Origin of the sequence: Sporosarcina sp. OR05, assembly GCF_041414805.1 — a bacterium.
Taxonomy (GTDB): Bacteria; Bacillota; Bacilli; order Bacillales_A; family Planococcaceae; genus Sporosarcina; species Sporosarcina saromensis.
The window spans coordinates 1-22,406 of the sequence record NZ_JANKJL010000021.1; the positions used below are offsets into that span (position 1 = coordinate 1).

Sequence of the window (22,406 nt, forward strand, 5' to 3'; positions counted from 1 at the left end):
TGTATTTTCAGGAGATTTTAGAATGAATATGTGATGGTCAAGAGAGTAGTATGCCGTAACAGTTAGAAGATATTAAGTAGCATTTCATGTCAATATGCGGTGATTGCTTGTTCCGCGGAGGGCTTTCCATCGTTGGCATGCTTGTCGCGCTAGATGCACTTGACAAACTAAGGGGTAATTTTAGGTGAGGCTGTTTTTAATGAGGATATTCGAGTTCTTGGTAGTTATGCGGCGTTTGGGGAGAATATGCCTCGAATGAAGCGTTTATGAGCCGGTTACAGGGAGTATGCGCCGTTTTGGAGAAGTATGCCGTGATTGAAGAGTTTATGCGGCGTTTGGCCGAAGTATGCGTTGTTAAGAGTACATATCTTATTCTCTTTACGACAATTGGCTAGTGATCTACAGTTTCTCTCCAAAAGCACCCCGTTAAAGTGTCAAAACCCATTTGGCACTGTATTATTTATTCTACAAAAAAGCTAATCATGACTATTCGATTTAAATAGAGCGGTAAATGAAACATCGTTATTTTTATATTCCTCAGTAGTTACTTATGCGGAGTTTGGGGAGAATATGCCGCGAATGAAGCGTTTATGAGCCGTTTACAGGGAGTATGCCCCGTTTTGGAAAAGTATGCTGCGATTGAAGAGTTTATGCGGCGTTTGGCCGAAGTATGCGTTGTTAAGAGTACATATCTTATTCTTTTTACCACATTGGCTACCGATCTACAGTTTCCCTCCACAACCACCCCGTTAAAGTGTCAAAACCCATTTGGCGCGATGGGGATTGTTTATTTGAAGATATCTCCCGCGGTTATTTATTTGCAAAAAAGAAAATTATTCTCTTCAAATTGATTAGCAGGCTCGTTAACGTTCAATGCTGCTCGAAATGCCCTACATACTTGGCAAGAACTCCTCAACTCTTAAATCGCCGCATACTTGTGAAGATTACAGCATACTGGCTGAAATCGCCGCATACTTGTGCAGATCACCGCATACTGGTTGAAATCGCCGCATACTTGTGCAAATCACCGCATACTGGCTTAAATCGCCGCATACTGGTGCATATCCCGGCATCCTTGCTCGAAATGCTACATACTTGGTAAGAACTCGCTATTCGTTGCATTCCCCGCAAAATCCCGGCTATTGGAATCCTCTCTTAAATCATTCAAAAGGTATTTTTTGCAATGCGTTTCAAGTTGAATTATTGTTGATTAATAAGAGAGAAGAGAGGAAATGATAAGTATGGCTAGGGTATATGATTTTTCGGTGGAAAAACCGGATGGGACGCTGCAGTCTCTAAAGGACTATGAAGGTTCTGTAATTGTTGTCGTGAATACGGCTAGTAAATGTGGGTTTACGGATCAGTTTAAAGAGTTGCAGCAGATTTACGATGATTATCGGGATAAGGGACTTGTGATTCTTGGGTTTCCTTCAGATAACTTCAATAATCAGGAGTTCGATTCGATGGATGAGACGTTGGCGTTTTGTGAGCGGAATTATGGTGTGACGTTTCCGATGTTTAAGAAGGTGGATGTGAAGGGGGAGCATGCTGCTCCGTTGTTTGCTTTCTTAACGAGTGAGAAGAAGGGATTGTTGACGGAAGGGATTAAGTGGAACTTTACGAAGTTCTTAATTGACCGTGAAGGAAATGTTGTTGATCGTTTTGCTCCACAAACGTCTCCGGATAAAATGAGGGCAGTAATTGAGAAATACATTCAGTGAATAGTAGGAATTCTTTTTCTTATTAGGGCCTCCTTGACACGTCTGATTGCCGCTGATAACCTTTTAATAATATTCACGTGTAGACTAAGATCATACTAGGAGGAAACGATATGTGGGAAACTAAATTTACTCGCGAAGGATTAACCTTTGACGATGTTTTACTTGTACCTGGTGCTTCTGAAGTGTTGCCGAAGGATGTGTCCCTATCTGTTAAGTTGACAGAGAAAATGACGTTGAACATTCCGATTATCAGTGCAGGGATGGATACTGTTACTGAGGCGAAAATGGCAATTGCGATGGCTCGTCAAGGTGGATTAGGTGTCATTCATAAGAACATGAGCATTGAAGAGCAAGCAGAGCAAGTTGTAACGGTTAAGCGATCTGAGAATGGTGTTATTACTAATCCTTTCTTCCTGACGCCGGAACACCAAGTTTTTGATGCTGAACATTTGATGGGCAAGTATCGTATTTCGGGTGTGCCTATTGTTAACAATATGGACGAGCGAAAATTGGTCGGTATTTTAACAAATCGTGATTTGCGTTTCATTCAAGATTATTCCATGACGATCAATGATGTCATGACGAAGGATAATCTTGTGACGGCTCCTGTTGGGACAACGTTAGAGGATGCAGAGAAGATTTTGCAGAAGTATAAAATCGAAAAATTGCCGATTGTCGATGAGCAAGGGATTTTGACAGGTTTAATTACAATCAAAGACATTGAAAAAGTGATTGAGTTTCCGAATGCGGCAAAAGATCAGCAAGGTCGACTACTTGTAGGGGCGGCTGTTGGTGTGACGTCGGATACAATGGTACGTGTGCAGAAGCTTGTTGCGGCTGAAGTAGATGTTATCGTCATTGATACGGCGCATGGTCATTCTAAAGGTGTGCTTGAGACAATTGCGCAAATTCGAAAGGCGTATCCAGAGTTAGATATTATCGCTGGAAACGTTGCAACAGCTGAAGCAACAGCGGCACTCTATGAAGCAGGAGCAGACGTCGTAAAAGTCGGTATCGGTCCTGGATCAATTTGTACGACTCGCGTTGTTGCGGGTGTTGGTGTACCACAAATTACAGCTGTTTACGAGTGTGCTTCAGAGGCGCGTAAGCATGGCAAAACGATTATTGCCGACGGTGGAATTAAATACTCGGGCGATATTGTAAAAGCTCTTGCTGCAGGTGGACATGTTGTGATGCTCGGTAGTTTGCTAGCAGGTACGACTGAAAGCCCTGGCGATACAGAGATTTTCCAAGGTAGACGTTTTAAAGTGTACCGCGGTATGGGTTCTGTTGGGGCGATGGAGCATGGTTCAAAAGATCGTTATTTCCAAGAAGATGCGAAAAAACTTGTACCAGAAGGAATTGAAGGTCGTATGCCGTACAAAGGGCCTCTTTCTGATTCGATCCATCAATTAGTTGGTGGGATTCGTGCAGGTATGGGGTATTGCGGAACGAAGGATCTACATGATTTACGTGAAAAAGCGCAATTTATTCGTATGACGGGTGCGGGGCTTCGTGAAAGTCATCCTCATCAAGTTCATATTACAAAAGAAGCGCCGAATTACTCGATTTCATAATAAATTGGAAGTATTCATATGAAACTTCAGCACCTTTTCAGCCGTCATGATATGAGCGAAAAGGTGCTTTTTTTAGAGGAGTCCCTAAAAGAGTTCATCTTGTGATAAAATATGAAGTGGAAAAATGCAATGACGGAGGTAGTTGGGTGAAACGGGAAATGAGAAAATGGGTTGCTTTACTGATCATACCAGTTGTCTTCATGATGACGATCAATATCGCGCCTGCACAAGCAGAAACGACACTAGGCATTCATGTTGATGGTGCCATCTTAATTGACGCGGACAGTGGTAAGATTTTATACGAAGAAAATGCAGACACACCACTCGGCATTGCAAGTATGTCAAAAATGATGACGGAATACCTTCTATTTGAAGCAATCGAAGAAGGAAAAATTAGTTGGGACCAAGAATACAGAGTAACGGACTATACATATGCAGTTTCTCAAGACAGACGACTGAGTAATGTACCGCTCCGTAGAGATGGTTCGTATACAATCCGTGAGTTGTATGAAGCGTTAGCGATTTACTCGGCAAATGCTGCGACGATTGCAATTGCTGAAACGATTGCAGGGACAGAAACAGAGTTCTTGAAATTAATGGACGAAAAAGCAAAAGAACTTGGTTTAAAGGATTATAAATTTGTAAATTCAACGGGCTTGAACAACGAATACTTACAAGGGATGCATCCGCAAGGAACAGGACCGAATGATGAGAATGTCATGCCGGCGAAGTCTGTGGCACGCCTTGCATTCCACTTAATGAAAGATTATCCAGAAGTGTTGGACACAACAAAAATCAATTCAAAAATATTCCGTGAAGGTACGACGGATGCAATTAAGATGGACAACTGGAACTTCATGCTTCCAGGGTTTGTGTATGCCTATGAAGGTGTAGACGGTTTGAAGACAGGTACTACTGACTTTGCAGGGCATTGTTTTACAGGTACTGCAAAACGTGGTGACAAGCGTGTAATTGCGGTTGTCATGAAAGCTGTGGATGCCAATGGTGTTGGTTCGTACAAAGCAAGATTTGACGCGACACGTGCATTGTTTGACTATGGGTTTAGTCAATTCTCAGAAGAGGAATTGCTGCCAGCTGGTTATCAGTTTAAAGACCAAAAAACGCTAGATGTGCATAAAGGAAAAGAGAAGACTGTAGCAATTGAAGTGAAGGATTCCATTCAATCGATGATCAAATCGAGTGAAAAAGATCTGTATGAACCACAATTGGTACTGGATGAATCATTGCTTAAAGATGGTGCACTTGAAGCGCCGATTAAAAAAGGAACAGTTGTAGGACACGTCAATATTGTTAAAAAAGAGGGCGAGGACTACGGCTACATTAACGCCAATGATATGGGCATGGAAGTCGTTGTCACAGAAGATGTAGAGAAAGCTGGTTGGTTTTCACTTGCGATGAGTGCAATTGGTGATTTCTTCGTCGGCATTTGGGATAGTGCGACTGGCTTTGTGAAAGGTTTGTTTGATTGATGATAAGAAAACCGCGTGGAATCTAAATGCGTTCCATGCGGTTTTTTTGATTAAAGACTAACAACGTTTGATGTGCCAAGCGTTCATTAGTTGTTCAACGGCACTGCATATGTCCGTATCTGTCAATCCGCCAAAGCCAATTAGGAAGGAAGGGGTATCGCTTGTTGTTGCCGTCCGGTATGCTCGTAAACCGTAAACACGGATGCCTTTCATGAGCGCAGCTTTTTCTAACGTTTGTTCATCCATTCCGGTATGGACATTGATGAGGATGTGCATACCTGCTTCATCTCCTGAATAGGAAATATGAGGAGCATATTGTTGGAGCGCATCGGTTAATAACTGCAATTTCCGCTTGTACACTTTCCGCATACGGTTCAAATGTTTCGAGAAATGACCATCCGCCATGAACCGCGCGATTGTATGTTGGTCAAGTCGCGGGACAGTGGACGAATAGTGGATGAATGCTTTTTCATAGTTCTCCAGCAATATTTGTGGTAGCACCATGTACGCGATTCGCAAAGAAGGCATGAGTGATTTTGAAAACGTACTGATGTAAATGACATTGTCCGCTTTGTCCATGCCTTGCAACGACGGTATTGGGCGGCCAGTGTAACGGAATTCACTATCGTAATCATCTTCAATGATGAAATGATGCTCATTTGAGGATGCCCAATTCAATAAGGCAGTTCTACGTCCTGCAGAAAGCACTGTGCCGGTCGGAAATTGATGGGAAGGGGTAACGTAGGCGACTGTTGCAGATGATCGTTGTAACGCTTGTACGTCCATTCCTTCTTCATCTACAGCAATCGGTATTGCTTCCCGGTTATTATGAACGAACACATGATGTGTAAGCGGATAGCCTGGATCCTCAATGGCATACGTTGCGTCTGGACCTAAAAGGCGGATGAGCAACGGCATGAGTTGTTCGGTACCTGAACCGACAATAATTTGTTCAGGCGTGCAATCGACCCCTCGGGAGTGATACAAATACTTCGCAATCTCTTGTCGAAGTTCTAGATCCCCGTGTGGATGGCCAAGCAATAAAAGGTGCTGTGCCGATTCATCGATGACATCCTTGGCATATTTTCGCCACTGTGTGAATGGAAAATACGCCGTATCAATCTTCCCAGGTGAAAAATCAATGACTAGTTCTTTTTGACGTTGCTGTACGTTCGTCAAAGCTTGCTCAACCGGTCGAACATATGCCAACTCTCCAATTTCCTGCACAAAATAGCCTCTTCGTGGTTTCGATGTAATAAAACCTTCTGCAACGAGTTGCCCATACGATAGCTCAATTGTCGTTTGACTGACATCTAAAAACTCTCCAAGTTTCCGTTTCGATGGTAATTTTTCACCTACAACCAATTTCCCGTCAATAATCCCCTCACGTATTTGCTCGTATATTTGTTCATATAGGGGGATGTTGTTTTCTTTATTTAATGTAATTAACAGCATATCCATTTGATCAACCTCTATCTGACCACTTTAAATAAATGCATTCTGAGTATTTCTATATGGTCATAATCTAGTATACTGAAAAATATGAAAAGGGGGAAGGGAATTATGGAATTTACATATGGTGGCGTCATTATGGATGTTATTAATGCGGAGCAGGCAAAAGTGGCAGAGGCGGCAGGTGCAATTGCAGTAATGGCACTTGAACGTGTACCGTCGGATATTCGTGCTGCGGGTGGAGTGGCACGAATGGCGGATCCGCGCATTGTGGAAGAGGTGCAAAAGGCAGTTTCGATTCCTGTCATGGCGAAGGTGCGTATTGGGCACATTTCTGAAGCACGCGTCTTGGAAGCGATGGGTGTCGATTTTATTGATGAGAGTGAAGTGCTTACACCTGCAGACGAAGAGTTCCATTTATTGAAGAGCGACTTTCAAGTTCCATTTGTCTGTGGAGCTCGTAATCTTGGTGAAGCGGCACGTCGTCTAGGCGAAGGTGCTAAAATGCTTCGAACGAAAGGAGAGCCTGGAACGGGGAATATCGTTGAAGCAGTGCGGCATCTCCGTATGGTGAATGCGCAAGTGAATAAGGTCATTCATATGAGTAATGATGAATTGATGGTGGAAGCGCGCGATTTAGGTGCACCTTATGAGATATTACTTGCGATCCGTGAAGCAAAACGTCTGCCAGTTATTAATTATGCGGCAGGCGGGGTTGCAACTCCTGCTGATGCAGCATTGATGATGGAACTAGGTGCAGATGGCGTCTTCGTCGGATCGGGCATTTTTAAATCGGATCATCCTGAACGTTTCGCACGTGCAATTGTTATGGCGACAGAAGATTTTAGAAACTATCCGCTCATTGCAGATTTGTCTAAAGATATCGGAACCCCAATGAAGGGACTTGAAATTAGCAAATTGGCGGAAAGTGAATTGATGGCTGGGCGTGGCGTGTAAGGTTAATTAACGAGGCATGTATGTTCAAGAAAGGCTGGAGCAATTAGTTGTTGCTCTGGCTTTTCTTGAATCTTTTTTTGTGAGTAGCCGTAAAGGTAGTAAAGTGTGGGAGGCTGAGGGGTATGAAGAAGATTTTCTCAGTAAAATATTTATTGCAATCTATTAACTCAAAGGACACGCTCAAATTCGGTGATGACGAAGACGTTTTTGAAGAAGTGATTGTTTTAGTCAAGGCGGATGAGAAGGACCATGCGAGGCAACGTGTCATCGGACAGTATGAAGAACTTACGTATGAAAATGCCGCAGGTGGAACGACGACGTGGCGATTTGTAACGGTCTTGGATTGTTTTGAATTAGTCGATAACATAGAAGGGGACATTGACTTTCAGGAAGTGTATAGCCGATATATATTAGTCGAACCAGGGACGACAGCGGAAGAAGTGATTCGGGATTATTCGTTGGATAAATGATAGATTGTACGGAGAATGTTCGTTCATTATATGCATATAGAGACGGGTAATGAGGTAGTTACCCGTCAGTTAGGAGTAGGTCTGGTATTCTACATAGAGACAGGAGGATATCGCATGACGGAACGATTAAAAATGTTTGACGAAGACTATCGTTATCTGGGGGAGGATACGAGGGAAAACATACACAAGAAGGGACTATGGCATGAGACTTTTCATTGTTGGTTGATGGATGAAACGGATGTGTATATTCAAAAGAGAAGTGCAAAGAAGAAGGACTTTCCGGGTTTATTTGATATTACTGCGGCGGGACATTTGCTTGCGACTGAAAATGTAACGGACGGAATACGCGAAGTTGAGGAAGAGTTGGGGATTAAGGTAGATCCTGCAAAGTTGGTGAAGGCAGGTGTGATTCTAGATGTTATTAGATTGTCAGGATTTATCGATAAGGAATTCGCGAATGTATTCTTGTATAAATCAACTTTTTCACCGACGGATTTTTCATTGCAAGATGAGGAAGTAGAAGGAATTTATACGGTTGGAATTAGCGAAATCAAAGCATTGTTTCGGAATGAAAGCAAAGTCGTTACGTGTAAGAACTTAAGGGATGGCACATTATCGGAAATAACTCTCAATGATTTTGTTCCACATGAAACAGGGTACTTTCACAAGGTTGCAGAGATGTTGGAACATCAAACGAATCTATAAAAATGTTAGAATAGGATAAGCAGCTACATTAAGCGGATGGGCGGTTGGCACTCCCTGAGAAAAGGGGGTGTTTATATGGTGACTTATGACGCAATGAACATGCTATTCCAATTTGGAATGTTTCTCGCAGCAGCGGCAGCAGTCATTGTAGCGATAATTGCTCTATTCATCAATAGAAAAAAGTAACCACCCTCCGCAAACGTCCAAAGTATGCAGGGTAGTTACTCTTTTGTAAAAACTCTCGTATTACAGGCCAACCGCATTTCATGCGGATGTCAGCTGCACAGACGAGGTGTTAGCAGCACCCGATCTTTTTTAGTATATCTTCACATTACCACAATTATGCTGATATTACACTTGTTTAACCGCTATAAATTATTGTGTTAGTCTTTTGTTGCTAAAACATTCAGTATGTAGTACAGTAATGTTAATTTCATACATCAGACGATGATGGGAAGCAGTAGCAAGTATGTTTTTTTGTAGAGAGCCAGCGGGTGGTGAAAGCTGGTAAAGACACTTGTGAATCCGTCCCTGAGTAGCCGGGTTGAACGAATAGTAGGCCTAGCCGGACATTGAACCGTTATTTCAACGAGTGGATCAGCTTTACGGCTGGTCAATTTGGGTGGCAACGCGGGTAGTTCTCGTCCCTATTATAGGGGATGGAGGGCTTTTTTTGTGTCTGAAGATTGTCGTCAACACTACATTTAGAGGAGGAATAAACGATGTTGGATATTAAGAAGTTACGTGCAGATTTCGATGGCGTAAAAGAAAAACTTGCGAAACGCGGAGAAGATTTGACGGACCTAGATAAGTTCGTTGGTCTCGATGAAAAACGGAGAGAATTGATTGCGAAAGTGGAAGTGCTGAAGGCAGAACGCAATGAAGTATCTCAAAAAGTGGCACAAATGAAACGCAACAAGGAAAATGCGGATGAGACAATCGCTCGTATGCGTGAAGTGGGCGATGAAATTAAAGCGCTAGATGAGCAATTGCATCAAGTCGAAGAAGATTTGAATTATGTTATGATGCGTATCCCGAACATTCCGCATGAAAGTGTTCCTGTCGGCGACAGTGAAGACGACAACGTTGAGGTTCGTACGTGGGGTGAGAAACCGGAATTCGGATTTGAACCAAAGCCACATTGGGAAATTGGAACAGACTTGAATTTGCTTGATTTTGAACGTGCTGCGAAAGTGGCGGGAAGCCGTTTCGTGTTCTATCGTGGGTTAGGTGCTCGTCTTGAGCGAGCGTTAATTAGTTTCATGTTGGATTTACATGCGGATGAACACGGGTATGAAGAAATGCTTCCACCATACATGGTCAACCGCACAAGCTTGACAGGTACGGGTCAATTGCCAAAGTTTGAAGAAGATGCGTTCCTCATACAGGAAGAGGATTATTTCTTAATCCCAACGTCTGAAGTGCCTGTAACGAACTTCTATCGCGATGAGATTCTGGATGGCGCTCAATTGCCTGTAGCCTTTACAGCGTACAGCACAAACTTCCGTTCAGAGGCAGGATCTGCAGGGCGGGATACACGTGGATTAATTCGCCAGCATCAGTTCAATAAAGTCGAGCTCGTCCGTTTTGTAAAACCGGAAGATTCTTATGATGAATTGGAGAAATTGACAGGTCATGCTGAAAAAGTATTGCAACTACTTGGCTTGCCATACCGTGTGTTAAAAATGTGTACAGCGGATCTTGGGTTTACAGCTGCGAAAAAATACGATATTGAAGTTTGGATTCCGACGCAAGAGACGTACCGTGAAATTTCTTCTTGTTCAAACTTTGAAGATTTCCAAGCGAGACGTGCGTCCATCCGTTTCCGTCGCGAGCAAGGTGCGAAACCTGAATTCGTTCATACATTGAATGGAAGTGGGCTTGCAGTCGGTCGTACTGTCGCTGCTATCCTTGAGAATTACCAGCAGGAAGACGGTTCTGTCGTTGTGCCTGAAGTATTGCGTCCGTATATGGGTGGCAAAGAAGTCATCCGATAAGAGGTACAGTAAAAGGCGATGCGGAAGTTCAATCGACTTCTCGCATCGCCTTTTTTTGTGCTTTTTTCTTGTCCCGTAATGCACGGAAAAATTGGGTAAGCATGTTTCCGCATTGATCTGCTAGGACACCTTCCGTCACGTCACACTCGTGGTTAAACCGAGGGTCATTCAATAAACGATAAAAAGAATCGACACAACCGCCTTTTGGATCACGTGCGCCATAGACAACACGCGGTATTCGAGACTGAAGAATAGCACCTGCGCACATCGGGCACGGTTCAAGTGTGACATATAGGGTTGTCTCTTCCAAACGCCAACTGCCAACTACCGCACATGCATCTTGTATTGCAGTCAGTTCGGCATGGGTGACGGCATTTTGGGAGGTTTCTCGCAAATTATGGGAGCGCGCAATGACTACGCCGTCTTTTACAATGACCGCTCCAATCGGAACTTCCCCTAACGCTTCAGCTTTCTTCGCTTCTTCAATTGCCAACTGCATAAAATATTGATCTGTCGTGTACGCATCCATCTGTCATCGCTCCTTGTATGTAGTGTACCATCCTTTTATTCAAAACTTGAACGGAAATGTTGCTGGGATCATAGAACGAAGGTGAACCATTGTACAGCGGACTTGTAATAGAACTGGAAACACTCTATGTTTCACAACCCATATATGGTAAAATAAAGTGCAGAAATTGACGAATTAAAGGAGAGCATTGTAATGTCTGTTCCGTTTATTACGGTTGAGGGGCCGATTGGTGTCGGGAAAACGACTCTCTCAAAAGCGATCGCAGAAGCACAACAGTTCCACCAGTTACGTGAAATCGTGGATGAAAATCCATTTTTAAATAAGTTTTATGACGACATTGCGGAATGGAGTTTCCAAACCGAAATGTATTTTCTCTGTAACCGATACAAGCAACTGGGCGATATTCAAAAGAAATACCTTAGCAACGAGCAGCCAGTTGTGGCGGATTATCATGTATTTAAGAACTTGATCTTCGCGCAGCGGACATTACCAGCGGAAGAATATAAAAAATATGAAGAGATCTATCATATTTTAACGAGGGACAAGCCTGCTCCGAATGTTATTATTTATCTCCATGCATCCCTGGATACGCTTATGAAGCGGATTGAAATGAGAGGGAGAGATTTTGAGAAGAAGATTGATCCTGCTTATTTGCAACAATTATCGGCTGACTACGAAGTGTTCATTTCAAACTTCGAAGCGGCTCATCCAGATATACCTGTCCTACGCTTCAATGGGGACGAAATCGATTTTGTGAATGATGCAGGCGATTTGCAATTTATTTTAAGCAAAGTCGATGAGACGATACGAAAAGGAGCAAAGCAATGAATTTACGTGAAAAGTACGGCATTCCGAAAAACGCGGTCATCACAATTGCCGGAACAGTTGGAGCTGGTAAGTCGACGATGACGAACGCGTTGGCGAACGCTCTGGATTTCCGTACATCTTTAGAAAATGTCGATGAAAATCCCTATTTAGACCGGTTTTATGATAATTTTGAGCAGTGGAGTTTCCATCTGCAGATTTATTTCTTAGCTGAACGGTTCAAGGAGCAAAAACGGATTTTTGAGTATGGCGGCGGTTTCATACAAGATCGCTCGATCTACGAAGATACGGGGATTTTTGCGAAAATGCATAAAGATAAAGGGACGATGGATCCGGTCGATTACGATACATATACGAAGTTGTTCGACGCAATGGTCATGACGCCATATTTCCCACATCCTGATTTACTTGTCTATTTGGATGGGCCATTTGAAACGATTCTTGCGCGTATCCAAGAGCGCGGACGCGAAATGGAACAAGATACACCGCTTTCTTACTGGGAAGAGCTGCATAGTAGGTATGTAGAATGGATTGATTCGTTTAATTCATGTCCAGTACTGCGAATTGATATTACCGATTACGATTTAAAAGCAAACCCTGAAGAAGTGGAAGCGATTGTAGAGCGGATTGGTAATATGTTGAACTTGTCGGCGGGATTGAAGAAGTAGGGACAATAAAACCGTGTGAAATTGAGAGGTGGCCTCTTGATTTTGCGCGGTTTTTTGTTGATAGCGTGTTTAATTTCAGCTTTTATATAGTTTAGATACGACGGGGGAATATGCTGAGAATGGTGGAGTTATGCGGCGTTCTGGGGGAATATGCTGAGAATGGCGGAGTTTATGCGGCGTTCGGAGGAGATATGCTGAAATCGGCAGAGTTATGCCGCATTCGGTGGCAAGATACTGAATTTGAAGGGGATTGTATGTGTATTGTTAATTCAATGGAAGAAAACAAGGGACACGGAGGTGTCCCTTATAGCTGTACAGTTGATTGTACAAAGAATTCTTTGTACAACTCTTTTAAAATTTTCGTTTCGTCGTTTTTCTTCACGCCGAACACTAAACTGACTTCTGAAGATCCTTGGTTGATCATTTCAATATTACAACCTGTGCGTGCGATGGCAGATGCTGCGCGGGCTGCAAGTCCAGTTGTATATTGCATGCCTTCTCCGACAAGGACAATCATGGAGTAGTCGTGTTCAACGATTACAGCATCCGGTTCGAGTTCTTGATGGATACGCGCTACAATCTTTTTCTCTTTCTCCTCAGGCAAATAGCGCGTGCGGATGATGATGGAAAGATTGTCGATGCCTGACGGTGTATGCTCGTAGGAAATCTCTTCTTCTTCAAAGATTTGAAGGAGTCTGCGGCCGAAGCCGATTTCCAAGTTCATTAAGTATTTATCCACATAAATCGTTGTAAAGCCACTGTCTGCTGCGATGCCGATTACTTGTTGCTCATTGTAGTCACGTTCTTTGACGATCAACGTTCCAGGGGCACTCGGGTTATTCGTGTTTTTAATGCAAACAGGAATGGACTTTAGAAAAGCAGGAATTAGCGCTTCGTCATGGAAGACTGAGAAGCCAGCATAGGCCAGTTCCCGCATTTCACGATACGTCATTTTCTCAATCGCAACGGGGTTTTCAATGACCGTTGGATTTGCTGCGAAAACAGAGTCGACATCTGTGAAGTTTTCATACAGTTCCGCTCCAGTGGCAGCTGCAATGATTGAACCTGTGATGTCGGAACCGCCACGGTTGAATGTACGGATGGTGCCGTCGTTTGTATACCCGAAAAATCCAGGGAAGACGATAATGCCAGGTAGGTCCCGAAGTTTGGCAAGACGCTCATCGCCTTCAGGGAGTGCACGGACGCGTTCAGGTCGGTCGCTGACGAGCAAGCCGCCTTCTTTTGGACTGACATAATGGGATTCCATGCCGAGCAACTGGAAGTAAGCGGCAATCATTTTCGCATTATTATCTTCACCGGCTGCTTTTAATCTATCCATATATAAAAGAGTATCTACTTTATCCTTGGCGAGACGATCACGTAGATCCGTTTCAATTTCCTCAATGATTGCGCCGTCTAGGCCCAGTTCTTCGGAAATTCCACGGAACCGATCGACAACGGCAGACAATGCTTGTTCTGTATCTTCATTTGCCAACGCTTTGTTTGCAAGCTGGATGAGAAGATCCGTCACTTTCGTATCATCGGAAAAACGTTTACCAGGTGCAGAGACAACTACAATTTTACGGTTACTGTCAGAGGTGACGATGTCGACCACTTTTCGAATTTGATCGGCTGTCGCAACGGATGTGCCGCCGAATTTACACACTATCATATTCATCAGATCCAATCTTTATTAAAGTGACAATTGCATGATATATTGAACTTTACCATAAAAGGGGTTGTTATTGAAAGTGTAATTCTCTATAATGTCCTTATGCAAAGAACGAATGTATTTTTATAGTGTACATAGAGTGAGGGGAATCGTCAATGAAAAGTGAAATTACAATTGGGTTACTCGGATTCGGCGTTGTTGGAGGCGGTGTAGCCACAATTCTACACGAACACCAAGACGACCTGAACCATAAATTGGGGGTTCCCGTAAAGATAAAAAAAGTATTAGTGAAAGATGCTACGAAGAAAAGAGATACTTACTTAGCGCAGGAAATGTTTACGACTGATTTGGATGAATTAATAGAAGACCCATCCATTGATTTAATTGTCGAGGTCATTGGTGGAGCAACCGAAGCAAAACAAGCGATTGAACGCGCACTACGGGCTGGAAAAGGCGTTGTTACGGCAAACAAAGACGTCATGGCAGAATCAGGGCTTGAATTGTTGAAGTTAGCAGATGAAAATAAGTGCGATCTATTCTATGAAGCGAGTGTCGGAGGCGGTATTCCCCTAATCCGAACGCTTGAAGATGGACTTGCGTCTGACCGGATTACTGCGTTAACAGGCATCGTGAACGGAACGACGAACTTCATCCTCACGAAGATGAAGCTCGAAAAGAAATCGTATGAAGAAGCACTGGCCGAAGCGACAGAACTTGGATTTGCTGAAGCAGATCCTTCCGCGGACGTCGACGGCATTGACGCGGCAAGAAAAATGGCTATTCTTGCGTCACTAGCATTCTCTACAGATGTTCATCTGGATGATGTATTTGTACGAGGTATGGATGTCATTCAAGAGGGCGATTTGGAACTTGCTGAGCAATTCGGCTACACGGTGAAAATGGCGGGATCAGCGAAAAAGGACGAAGATGGGATTGAAATTTCCGTGGAACCGGTATTCATTCGCAATGCACATCCACTTGCTTCCGTGAACAATGAATTCAATGCAGTTTACGTGTACGGGGATGCCGTCGGTGAAACGATGTTTTACGGCCCAGGAGCAGGTTCATTGCCAACAGCGACATCTGTTACTGGAGACATTATTGCCGCTTGCCGGAACCTATTGCTAGGGGTCAACGGAAAAAGAGTACATGCCCCTCAGCATTCATGCAAAGCGAAAAGCGATGACCAAATTATCGGTCGGTACTTCCACCGTATTTCAGTGAAAGACAAAGTCGGCGTGTTGACGCATTTATCTTCAATTTATAGCAATCACGGTGCGAGTTTGGCAACCGTCGTCCAACCGGAAGGCAACCAAAATGGTGGAGTGGACCTTGTCATGATTACACACAAAATCTCACGTCAACAGCACAAGGACATCATGCAAGCATTGCAAAACGTACCAGAAGTAAACAAAGTCGTAAGTTACTACCGAGTGGAGGGCGAAAACAAATGAGAAGATGGAATGGACTTTTAGAAGAATACAAAGAATGGCTACCTGTGACAGACAACACACCTGAACTCACGCTACAAGAAGGAAACACGCCCCTCATTCATTTGAAAAACCTATCCGAACAATGGGGCGTCAACCTATACGTCAAAACGGAAGGGACAAACCCTACAGGCTCTTTCAAGGATCGCGGCATGGTGATGGCAGTCGCTAAAGCAAAAGAGGAAGGCAAAACCGCGCTCATCTGTGCCTCTACGGGCAATACATCCGCTTCAGCAGCAGCATATGGCGCTCGCGCAGGGATGCGGACAATCGTCGTCATCCCGGAAGGACGGATTGCACTTGGTAAACTAGCGCAAGCAAAAATGTACGGAGCAGAGATCGTTGCAATCGAAGGCAATTTCGATGAAGCGCTTCGGATGGTGCGTGAAGTAGGTGAAGGCAAGATTGCACTCGTCAATTCCGTCAATCCGTATCGTCTAGAAGGACAAAAGACGATTGCCTTTGAAACAATAGAGCAACTAGGAAAAGTTCCAGACATTTTTGCATTGCCAGTAGGGAATGCGGGGAACATTTCAGCTGCTTGGAAAGGTTTCAAGGAGTACGACGCGAAAAAAGGTTCAGGAACGCCTAAATTACTAGGTGTGCAAGCGGATGGTGCAGCACCGATCGTTTATGACCGTGTGTTTGATCAACCGGAAACGATTGCGACTGCGATCCGTATTGGTAATCCTGCCAGCTGGCATTTAGCAACTGCGGCATTAGAAGAATCTGAAGGGGCAATCCTTTCAGCAACCGACGAAGAGATTTTAGAAGCATACAGTTTACTTGCGGCGACAGATGGTGTCTTTGCTGAACCTGCTTCTTGTGCAACAATTGCTGGCATTAAGAAGCAACTCGATGCAGGGCTAATTGAAAAAGGGACGACGATTGTCGGTGTGTTAACTGGAAACGGCCTGAAAGACCCTGAAACAGCAATTCAAGTGAATGAAGGGAAACCTTTCTTGTCGACTGAAGAATTTCATGCATTTTTAAATGACGTAAAGGCAGGCGTCAACTAATGGAAGCGCCGATGTTTTCGGTTGCTGTTCCTGCTACGACAGCAAATCTCGGACCGGGCTATGATAGTGTCGGAATGGCGTTAGCTTTGTATATGACGGTTGCTGTTACCGCTTCTCACGCATGGGCTGTACATTATGACGGTGAGGAGTATGCAGGGCTTGCGACCGGGACCGATAATTTAATCGTCCAAACGATTCAAGATGTGGCGGCGCGACACGGTAAAGAAGTTGAGCCGCATGTATTGCAAGTACAGTCCACTATTCCTTTAGGAAAGGGGCTTGGGAGTAGCGCAACAGCTATTGCAGCAGGAATTGTTATTGCGGAAAGATTGCTAGGCATCTCTTTTACTTCCATTGAAAAAGCACGTATAGGTAGTGAACTTGAAGGGCATTCCGATAACGTCACTGCCGCGTTACTAGGCGGAGTGACCGTAACCTACTACACAGAAGATACGATGGAAGTCATTCAATTACCGAAACCGCCGATCGGGGCTGTTCTTCTCGTACCGCCACAAGCATTAAAAACCGAAGAATCAAGAGGCCTTCTACCACTTGAACTGTCTCATTCTGAAGCGGCGGCTGGGAGTGCTGCGAGCAATATGCTCGTCACGGCCATTGCGACAGGCGACTGGGAGCTGGCAGGTCGCATGATGGAGAAAGACGTTTTCCACGAACCGCACAGAAAGCGCCTATTTCCTTCGTTTGATGAAATTCGTACGGTGTGCCATTCACTTGGAGCGTATGGAATGACAATTAGCGGAGCAGGACCTTCGTTGTTTGTGGCAGTAAAAGACGGGGAAGAAACGGTCATCGCTCAGAAATTAAAGGAGCAATTCCCTTACTATCAAGCGATCGCTTTGCAACCTGCTGAGGAAGGCGCAAGGGTAGTAGATCGAGTTTAAAGAAGTAAAGGGTGCTTATGTACATCATTCATAAGCACCTATAGTTTAATAAATGAAAAACGCCTGACCGTTCAAGCCGGTCAGGCGTTTTTTATTGTTTCAGATGAAATTCATTACAACGTAACAAATTTCATTTCCAATTTATGCGCGATATAAAAAATATGGCGGAGGAAGAGGGATTCGAACCCCCGCGGGCTTTAACACCCCTGTCGGTTTTCAAGACCGATCCCTTCAGCCGGACTTGGGTATTCCTCCGTGTTGGACAAGTAATAATTTATCACGTTCTTAAATAGGTGTCAACCATTATTCTTAAGTTTTTCTTTTCATCGATGAAACATGCGCCATACATAGTATCCGGCTAGTCCGACAGCCTGAATGGAAGCCGCATAAATGTTCTTCGAATCAGCATTCGAAAACAGAATGATGAGAAGTGCAAATAGAAAACTTGGTGCTACCAACATCACATACATTTTGACTTCGGGATTCCGAAAACTTAATTCAAATTCTTTCACATAGTCACATCCTTTCTGTAAATTCTAACAGTTATACAAGAGGAGTACAAATAACACTTAATGTATGGGGAATAAATAGTTTCAGGTCCTGTTGATTAACCACTTACTTACAAGTGGACTTCTTGAACCTAAGACGATAGAGGGAGTAGGTTGATTTTTCGTCAGAAATCTGTATAATAGTAAATGCCGTGCTAGGTGGGGAGGTAGCGGTGCCCTGTAACTTGCAATCCGCTCTAGCAAGACTGAATTCCTTTTCTGAGGCTGTCCGCATGTAGGGCCTGCCTCTTGCACGTAGTGTTGACGTCTGGGTCCTGCGCAATGGGAACCCATGAACCATGTCAGGTCCGGAAGGAAGCAGCATTAAGTGGACTTTCTCATGTGCCGCGGGGCAGCCTAGGCTGAGCTGTCGACAAGAGTAACGCTTATGTGCGGCAGTCGAAGGAAGGTGCACGGCATTTACATATGTCTATCCAACTCGTCCGTTTATCGGTCGGGTTTTTTCTTTGTCTTCATGTTAAATAGGAATCTTTTTAAAGCAGGCCGATCCAGTTCGTGTTTTGAAACAGAGCCTGAATGACATACTTGTAGTATTAATACGCAATTGAAGTCCCTAGTATACTGGTAGAGGAATTCGCAAACAAATCCTTGGAATCCACAGGACGACGAAGCGCTTTATTGAATGCATCTATGCTATAATACATACTATGAGATTTGTCATGGAAGGAGGGGGAATAGTGGCGTATCAAGCTTTTTATCGTGTTTACAGGCCACAGTCGTTCGGTGAAATGTCGGGACAGCATCATGTCAAACAGACATTACAAAATGCACTTCATCACAATAAAACATCGCATGCGTATCTTTTTTCAGGTCCTCGGGGAACAGGGAAAACAAGTGCCGCAAAGGTGTTTGCAAAAGCGTTGAATTGTGAGAATGGCCCGGCGAAGGAACCGTGTAATGAATGTCCAACGTGTAAAAGCATTACTGAAGGTTCCAATACGGATGTCATCGAATTTGACGCAGCATCAAACTCACGTGTCGAAGAAATTCGGGACATTATCGAGAAAGTTCGATTTGCGCCTTCTAATGCCCGATTTAAAGTGTACATTATCGATGAGGTGCACATGTTATCGAATTCAGCATTCAATGCGTTGCTGAAAACGTTGGAAGAGCCTCCTCCGCATGCAGTGTTCATTTTAGCCACAACCGAACCGCATAAATTGCCGTTAACAATTATTTCACGTTGCCAACGTTTTGACTTTAAGCCGATTACGTCAGCGGAAATTGTTGATCGGATGCGACAAGTGTTGGATGATGCAAGCATTGAAGCGGATGAACTTGCGCTTAAAGTGATTGCACAAGCTGCTTCAGGTGGAATGCGTGATGCGTTAAGTATGCTTGATCAGGTAGCTTCTTTCAGTGGGGAGAGGTTAACAGCGGAAAGTGCGTTGCTTGTAACAGGGTCTGTCGGTGAAGATATTTTCTACCAATTGGCAGAAGCGCTTTTATCGAAAGAGGCAGCAACGGCTTTGACACTACTCGATCGACTCATCGCTGAAGGGAAGGACGTATCGAGGCTGGCCGAAGATTTGATAACGTTTTTCAGAGATCTTCTTCTATTAAGAACGGCCCCGAATTTGGAAGATCTTCTAGAGTTAATTTCAAACGATGAACGATTCGTTTCGATGGCACATGCATTTGAAGCGGAAATGTTATATGCATTTATTGATATCTTGTCAAAAACACAGCAAGAAATGCGATTCTCGAATCATGCGAAAGTATATATTGAATCTGCATTGTTAAAAATGATTCATCTCGATAATTCTGGTGGACAGTCACAAGGCGGTAGCGCAACAATTGATCCGCAGTTGAATCAGAAAGTAGAAAGTTTGGAAAGGCTCGTCGCTGAACTACAACAACAATTGGCAGAAGGCGTTCGTCCAACTGAAGGTTCCGTTGCACCAGCACAACCAAAGAAAAATGCATCGAAATCTTCGCAGTCATTCAGAATACCGACTGGTAAGATAAATGAAGTACTTAAAGGTGCGACACGTAAAGATATACAAGTCATTCGTGAAGAGTGGGCAGGGATGATGCATACAATGCAGCGATCCCATTCAGCGCTTCTAGAAGAAACTGAACCGGTGGCGGCATCTGACAACGCTTTTGTGTTAAAATTCAAGTATGAAATTCATTGCCTCATGGCTTCAGAAAATACGTCACTCCGATCAGGGTTGTCAGCTGCTTTACTTGCGAAAACTGGTAAAGCATACGACGTCGTATACGTCCCGGAAGACGGCTGGTTAAAGGTGAGAGAGGAATTCATCCGTAATAATGGGCTCTCCAAACAATCAGATGACTCAGAGCATCCAACTGAGGATGACCAAAGTGCTCAGGACGAGATGCCTTCCTTTATGCAGGAAGCAGTTGAGCAAAATACGGATCCACTCGTCGCGGAGGCGGAAAAGATGTTTGGCAAGGAATTCATAACTGTACATGATGATTAATTGAAAATTGAGGAGGAAATGACAATGCGTGGTATGGGAAATATGCAAGGTATGATGAAACAAATGCAGAAGATGCAAAAGAAGATGGCGGAAGCTCAAGAGGAGTTAGCTGAAAAGCGTCTCGAAGGTGTAGCCGGTGGCGGTATGGTAAAAGTAATCGTTTCAGGTCAAAAAGAGGTACTTGAAGTTGTAATCGATCCATCCGTAGTGGATGCTGAGGACGTTGAAATGCTTCAAGACCTAGTAGTAATCGCAACAAATGATGCGATGTCAAAAGCGGAAGAACTAACGAACTCCACAATGGGGCAATTCACGAAAGGATTGAACCTACCTGGAATGTTCTAGGAGGAACTATTATGCACTATCCTGAACCGATATCCAAATTGATCGATAGTTTTATGAAGCTGCCAGGTATCGGCCCGAAAACAGCGGGCCGACTGGCGTTTTTTGTGTTAAGCATGAAAGAAGATACAGTGCTCGATTTTGCGAAAGCACTCGTAGATGCAAAGAGAAATCTGCGTTTTTGTTCGGTCTGTGGGCACATTACGGATATTGATCCGTGCCATATTTGTCGAGATCAATCCCGCAACCGTACGATGATTTGTGTCGTTCAAGACCCGAAGGATGTAATTGCCATGGAAAAGATGAGAGATTACAACGGGTTGTACCATGTGTTACATGGTTCCATTTCTCCAATGGATGGAATCGGGCCAGAAGATATTAACGTCCCTTCATTGTTAACAAGACTACAAGATGAAGAAGTACAAGAATTGATACTAGCAACGAATCCAACGATTGAAGGCGAAGCAACAGCGATGTACATTTCCCGTCTTGTAAAACCATCAGGCATTACGACGACACGGATTGCACACGGTCTTCCGGTTGGAGGAGACTTGGAATATGCAGATGAAGTGACACTATCTAAAGCATTAGAAGGTCGTAGGGAATTATAGGGGGTCAACGTCCATGTTTGGCCGTAAAAGAAAACTAAAAAGAGAATTTGACGATTGTCTTCGAAACTTGTTGCTTGAAACGAAAAGCGACTGGGAACAAGCAAGAGAGATAGAGCACTATTTGAATGATTATGATGAAGATGTAATTGTTCGCAGGAAAATAGCAGAAAGTAAATACTTTCATTTATTCAAAGAAGCAAAAGAGCGAGCGCTCCGAGTCGAGCGATGAGAAACAAGTTGTTGTCATAAAGCCGTGATAATTGTTTTGGGAAACGCATAGATTGGACTACTAGTCGAAAGGAGCGTTTCCCATGAAAATAATTGGTGTAGCAGTAATTGGCGTTATTCTTTTATCGTTATTGATGTTGGATAAAAAACAAATTGCTAAAGCTACTGAAAAACTGTCGATCTTTTGGTTCCGATTGGCTTTTGCTTTTCTAGCGCTATTTATCCTGAACATTGCTGGTGGTTTTGTAGGTATCTATTTTCCTGTGAACATTGCTTCAGGGTTCCTGTTAGCCATTTTAGGTATACCAGGTTTTGCAGCTTTGTTTGCATTTGCAGTGTTTTTGTAACGATTCTTCTATAATAGATAGAAGAGTATTGCATCGTTTGAGTATGGATTTCCGGCTGAACAAAGAAGACAAGTTGCGTAGATTCGATTCAGCCGTGGAATCACTGAAAGTATTGATGATACAAACTCAAGATTATGTACTGTCTAGCCTATATAAATATAGCTCCTTTCTATTCTTAGTCATGTACGTAGATGAAGGTTGGTCATCGGTATGTTAAGGTTTACTAGTTTGCTTACGTGGACAAGCGTTGTGAAATATGTGAGCAGATATAGAAGGAAAAAGAATTTAAATAAAAGTGTTGCATTCTAAAATATACGGTGGTATAGTAGATAACGTTGCACTTCCGATAAACGAAAACAACTTGAAAACAGGTTGAAAAACTTTTTTT

The 22,406-nt window shown here is 43.6% G+C and carries 22 protein-coding genes, 1 tRNA gene, 1 other RNA gene and 1 other annotated feature; of the genes, 19 read left to right on the top strand and 5 right to left on the bottom strand.

Annotated elements, in window-relative coordinates:
• Nucleotides 1-1,241: 1,241 nt before the first annotated feature.
• The 3 genes from NRI27_RS17525 to NRI27_RS17535 all read left to right on the top strand — a co-directional run bounded on the left by NRI27_RS17525 (nucleotide 1,242) and on the right by NRI27_RS17535 (nucleotide 4,788).
• Nucleotides 1,242-1,721, top strand: coding sequence for a glutathione peroxidase (locus NRI27_RS17525; RefSeq protein ID WP_371391847.1), 480 nt, complete (start codon nucleotides 1,242-1,244; stop codon nucleotides 1,719-1,721).
• A gap of 110 nt (nucleotides 1,722-1,831) precedes the next feature.
• Complete coding sequence (gene guaB / locus NRI27_RS17530) at nucleotides 1,832-3,298, top strand: IMP dehydrogenase (RefSeq protein ID WP_371391848.1); 1,467 nt, start codon at nucleotides 1,832-1,834, stop codon at nucleotides 3,296-3,298.
• A 146-nt stretch (nucleotides 3,299-3,444) separates the two neighbouring features.
• Nucleotides 3,445-4,788 carry a serine hydrolase gene (locus tag NRI27_RS17535; protein WP_371391849.1) on the top strand — a complete coding sequence of 448 codons (1,344 nt, stop codon included), beginning with the start codon at nucleotides 3,445-3,447 and terminating at the stop codon, nucleotides 4,786-4,788.
• Nucleotides 4,789-4,845: 57 nt separating this feature from the next.
• On the opposite strand, the gene pdxR is transcribed toward NRI27_RS17535, so the two are convergent.
• On the bottom strand, nucleotides 4,846-6,249 hold the full coding sequence (pdxR, locus tag NRI27_RS17540; RefSeq protein WP_371391850.1) for a MocR-like pyridoxine biosynthesis transcription factor PdxR: 1,404 nt from the start codon (nucleotides 6,247-6,249) through the stop codon (nucleotides 4,846-4,848).
• A gap of 81 nt (nucleotides 6,250-6,330) precedes the next feature.
• Here pdxR and pdxS point away from each other — a divergent pair, with 81 nt between their 5' ends.
• The 5 genes from pdxS (at nucleotide 6,331) to serS (ending at nucleotide 10,369) form a co-directional block, all read left to right on the top strand.
• Nucleotides 6,331-7,197 carry a pyridoxal 5'-phosphate synthase lyase subunit PdxS gene (gene pdxS / locus NRI27_RS17545; protein ID WP_371391851.1) on the top strand — a complete coding sequence of 289 codons (867 nt, stop codon included), beginning with the start codon at nucleotides 6,331-6,333 and terminating at the stop codon, nucleotides 7,195-7,197.
• A 122-nt stretch (nucleotides 7,198-7,319) separates the two neighbouring features.
• Complete coding sequence (locus tag NRI27_RS17550; RefSeq protein ID WP_317946826.1) at nucleotides 7,320-7,667, top strand: DUF4288 domain-containing protein; 348 nt, start codon at nucleotides 7,320-7,322, stop codon at nucleotides 7,665-7,667.
• Nucleotides 7,668-7,781: 114 nt separating this feature from the next.
• Nucleotides 7,782-8,372: an NUDIX hydrolase gene (locus NRI27_RS17555; protein WP_371391852.1), complete on the top strand. Its 591-nt coding sequence runs from the start codon at nucleotides 7,782-7,784 to the stop codon at nucleotides 8,370-8,372.
• A 75-nt stretch (nucleotides 8,373-8,447) separates the two neighbouring features.
• Complete coding sequence (locus NRI27_RS18055; protein ID WP_317946824.1) at nucleotides 8,448-8,558, top strand: putative holin-like toxin; 111 nt, start codon at nucleotides 8,448-8,450, stop codon at nucleotides 8,556-8,558.
• A gap of 252 nt (nucleotides 8,559-8,810) precedes the next feature.
• Nucleotides 8,811-9,024: a binding site (T-box leader), on the top strand.
• 70 nt (nucleotides 9,025-9,094) lie between these two features.
• The gene (gene serS, locus NRI27_RS17560) at nucleotides 9,095-10,369 is read left to right on the top strand and encodes a serine--tRNA ligase (protein WP_371391853.1); all 1,275 of its coding nucleotides are present in this window, start codon (nucleotides 9,095-9,097) and stop codon (nucleotides 10,367-10,369) included.
• A gap of 28 nt (nucleotides 10,370-10,397) precedes the next feature.
• On the opposite strand, the gene tadA is transcribed toward serS, so the two are convergent.
• Nucleotides 10,398-10,898 (bottom strand): tRNA adenosine(34) deaminase TadA, encoded by a 501-nt coding sequence (gene tadA, locus NRI27_RS17565; RefSeq protein ID WP_371391854.1) that lies wholly within the window; start codon nucleotides 10,896-10,898, stop codon nucleotides 10,398-10,400.
• A gap of 192 nt (nucleotides 10,899-11,090) precedes the next feature.
• On the opposite strand from tadA, the gene NRI27_RS17570 reads away from it, so the two are divergent.
• Both NRI27_RS17570 and NRI27_RS17575 read left to right on the top strand, forming a co-directional pair.
• On the top strand, nucleotides 11,091-11,726 hold the full coding sequence (locus tag NRI27_RS17570; RefSeq protein ID WP_317946821.1) for a deoxynucleoside kinase: 636 nt from the start codon (nucleotides 11,091-11,093) through the stop codon (nucleotides 11,724-11,726).
• On the top strand, nucleotides 11,723-12,391 hold the full coding sequence (locus NRI27_RS17575; protein WP_317946820.1) for a deoxynucleoside kinase: 669 nt from the start codon (nucleotides 11,723-11,725) through the stop codon (nucleotides 12,389-12,391). The genes NRI27_RS17570 and NRI27_RS17575 overlap by 4 nt, the downstream gene beginning before the upstream one ends.
• Nucleotides 12,392-12,695: 304 nt before the next feature.
• Here the strand turns inward: NRI27_RS17575 and NRI27_RS17580 are convergent, their stop codons facing one another.
• Complete coding sequence (locus NRI27_RS17580) at nucleotides 12,696-14,063, bottom strand: aspartate kinase (RefSeq protein ID WP_317946832.1); 1,368 nt, start codon at nucleotides 14,061-14,063, stop codon at nucleotides 12,696-12,698.
• A 155-nt stretch (nucleotides 14,064-14,218) separates the two neighbouring features.
• Here NRI27_RS17580 and NRI27_RS17585 point away from each other — a divergent pair, with 155 nt between their 5' ends.
• From NRI27_RS17585 to thrB, 3 genes are read left to right on the top strand one after another with little or no spacing between them, the layout of a single operon-like run.
• Nucleotides 14,219-15,517: a homoserine dehydrogenase gene (locus tag NRI27_RS17585; RefSeq protein WP_371391855.1), complete on the top strand. Its 1,299-nt coding sequence runs from the start codon at nucleotides 14,219-14,221 to the stop codon at nucleotides 15,515-15,517.
• On the top strand, nucleotides 15,514-16,572 hold the full coding sequence (gene thrC, locus NRI27_RS17590; protein ID WP_317946817.1) for a threonine synthase: 1,059 nt from the start codon (nucleotides 15,514-15,516) through the stop codon (nucleotides 16,570-16,572). The genes NRI27_RS17585 and thrC overlap by 4 nt, the downstream gene beginning before the upstream one ends.
• Complete coding sequence (gene thrB, locus NRI27_RS17595) at nucleotides 16,572-17,474, top strand: homoserine kinase (RefSeq protein ID WP_371391856.1); 903 nt, start codon at nucleotides 16,572-16,574, stop codon at nucleotides 17,472-17,474. Before thrC ends, thrB begins: the two co-directional genes overlap by 1 nt.
• A gap of 162 nt (nucleotides 17,475-17,636) precedes the next feature.
• On the opposite strand, the gene NRI27_RS17600 is transcribed toward thrB, so the two are convergent.
• Together NRI27_RS17600 and NRI27_RS17605 are read right to left on the bottom strand one after the other, a co-directional pair.
• A tRNA-Ser gene (locus NRI27_RS17600) sits at nucleotides 17,637-17,729 on the bottom strand.
• A 68-nt stretch (nucleotides 17,730-17,797) separates the two neighbouring features.
• Nucleotides 17,798-17,986: a hypothetical protein gene (locus tag NRI27_RS17605; RefSeq protein ID WP_371391857.1), complete on the bottom strand. Its 189-nt coding sequence runs from the start codon at nucleotides 17,984-17,986 to the stop codon at nucleotides 17,798-17,800.
• A 186-nt stretch (nucleotides 17,987-18,172) separates the two neighbouring features.
• Between NRI27_RS17605 and ffs the strand changes: the two genes are divergently transcribed.
• From ffs to NRI27_RS17635, 6 genes are all read left to right on the top strand, one after another.
• Nucleotides 18,173-18,439, top strand: an RNA gene (gene ffs / locus NRI27_RS17610) — signal recognition particle sRNA large type.
• A gap of 281 nt (nucleotides 18,440-18,720) precedes the next feature.
• Nucleotides 18,721-20,490, top strand: coding sequence for a DNA polymerase III subunit gamma/tau (gene dnaX / locus NRI27_RS17615; RefSeq protein WP_371391858.1), 1,770 nt, complete (start codon nucleotides 18,721-18,723; stop codon nucleotides 20,488-20,490).
• Nucleotides 20,491-20,514: 24 nt separating this feature from the next.
• Nucleotides 20,515-20,835, top strand: a complete 321-nt coding sequence (locus NRI27_RS17620; protein ID WP_317946813.1) for a YbaB/EbfC family nucleoid-associated protein — start codon at nucleotides 20,515-20,517, stop codon at nucleotides 20,833-20,835.
• 11 nt (nucleotides 20,836-20,846) lie between these two features.
• Nucleotides 20,847-21,443 (top strand): recombination mediator RecR, encoded by a 597-nt coding sequence (recR, locus tag NRI27_RS17625; RefSeq protein ID WP_371391859.1) that lies wholly within the window; start codon nucleotides 20,847-20,849, stop codon nucleotides 21,441-21,443.
• Nucleotides 21,444-21,456: 13 nt separating this feature from the next.
• Nucleotides 21,457-21,672, top strand: a complete 216-nt coding sequence (locus tag NRI27_RS17630; RefSeq protein ID WP_317946811.1) for a YaaL family protein — start codon at nucleotides 21,457-21,459, stop codon at nucleotides 21,670-21,672.
• Nucleotides 21,673-21,754: 82 nt separating this feature from the next.
• The gene (locus NRI27_RS17635; RefSeq protein ID WP_317946810.1) at nucleotides 21,755-22,018 is read left to right on the top strand and encodes a pro-sigmaK processing inhibitor BofA family protein; all 264 of its coding nucleotides are present in this window, start codon (nucleotides 21,755-21,757) and stop codon (nucleotides 22,016-22,018) included.
• Nucleotides 22,019-22,406: the final 388 nt, after the last annotated feature.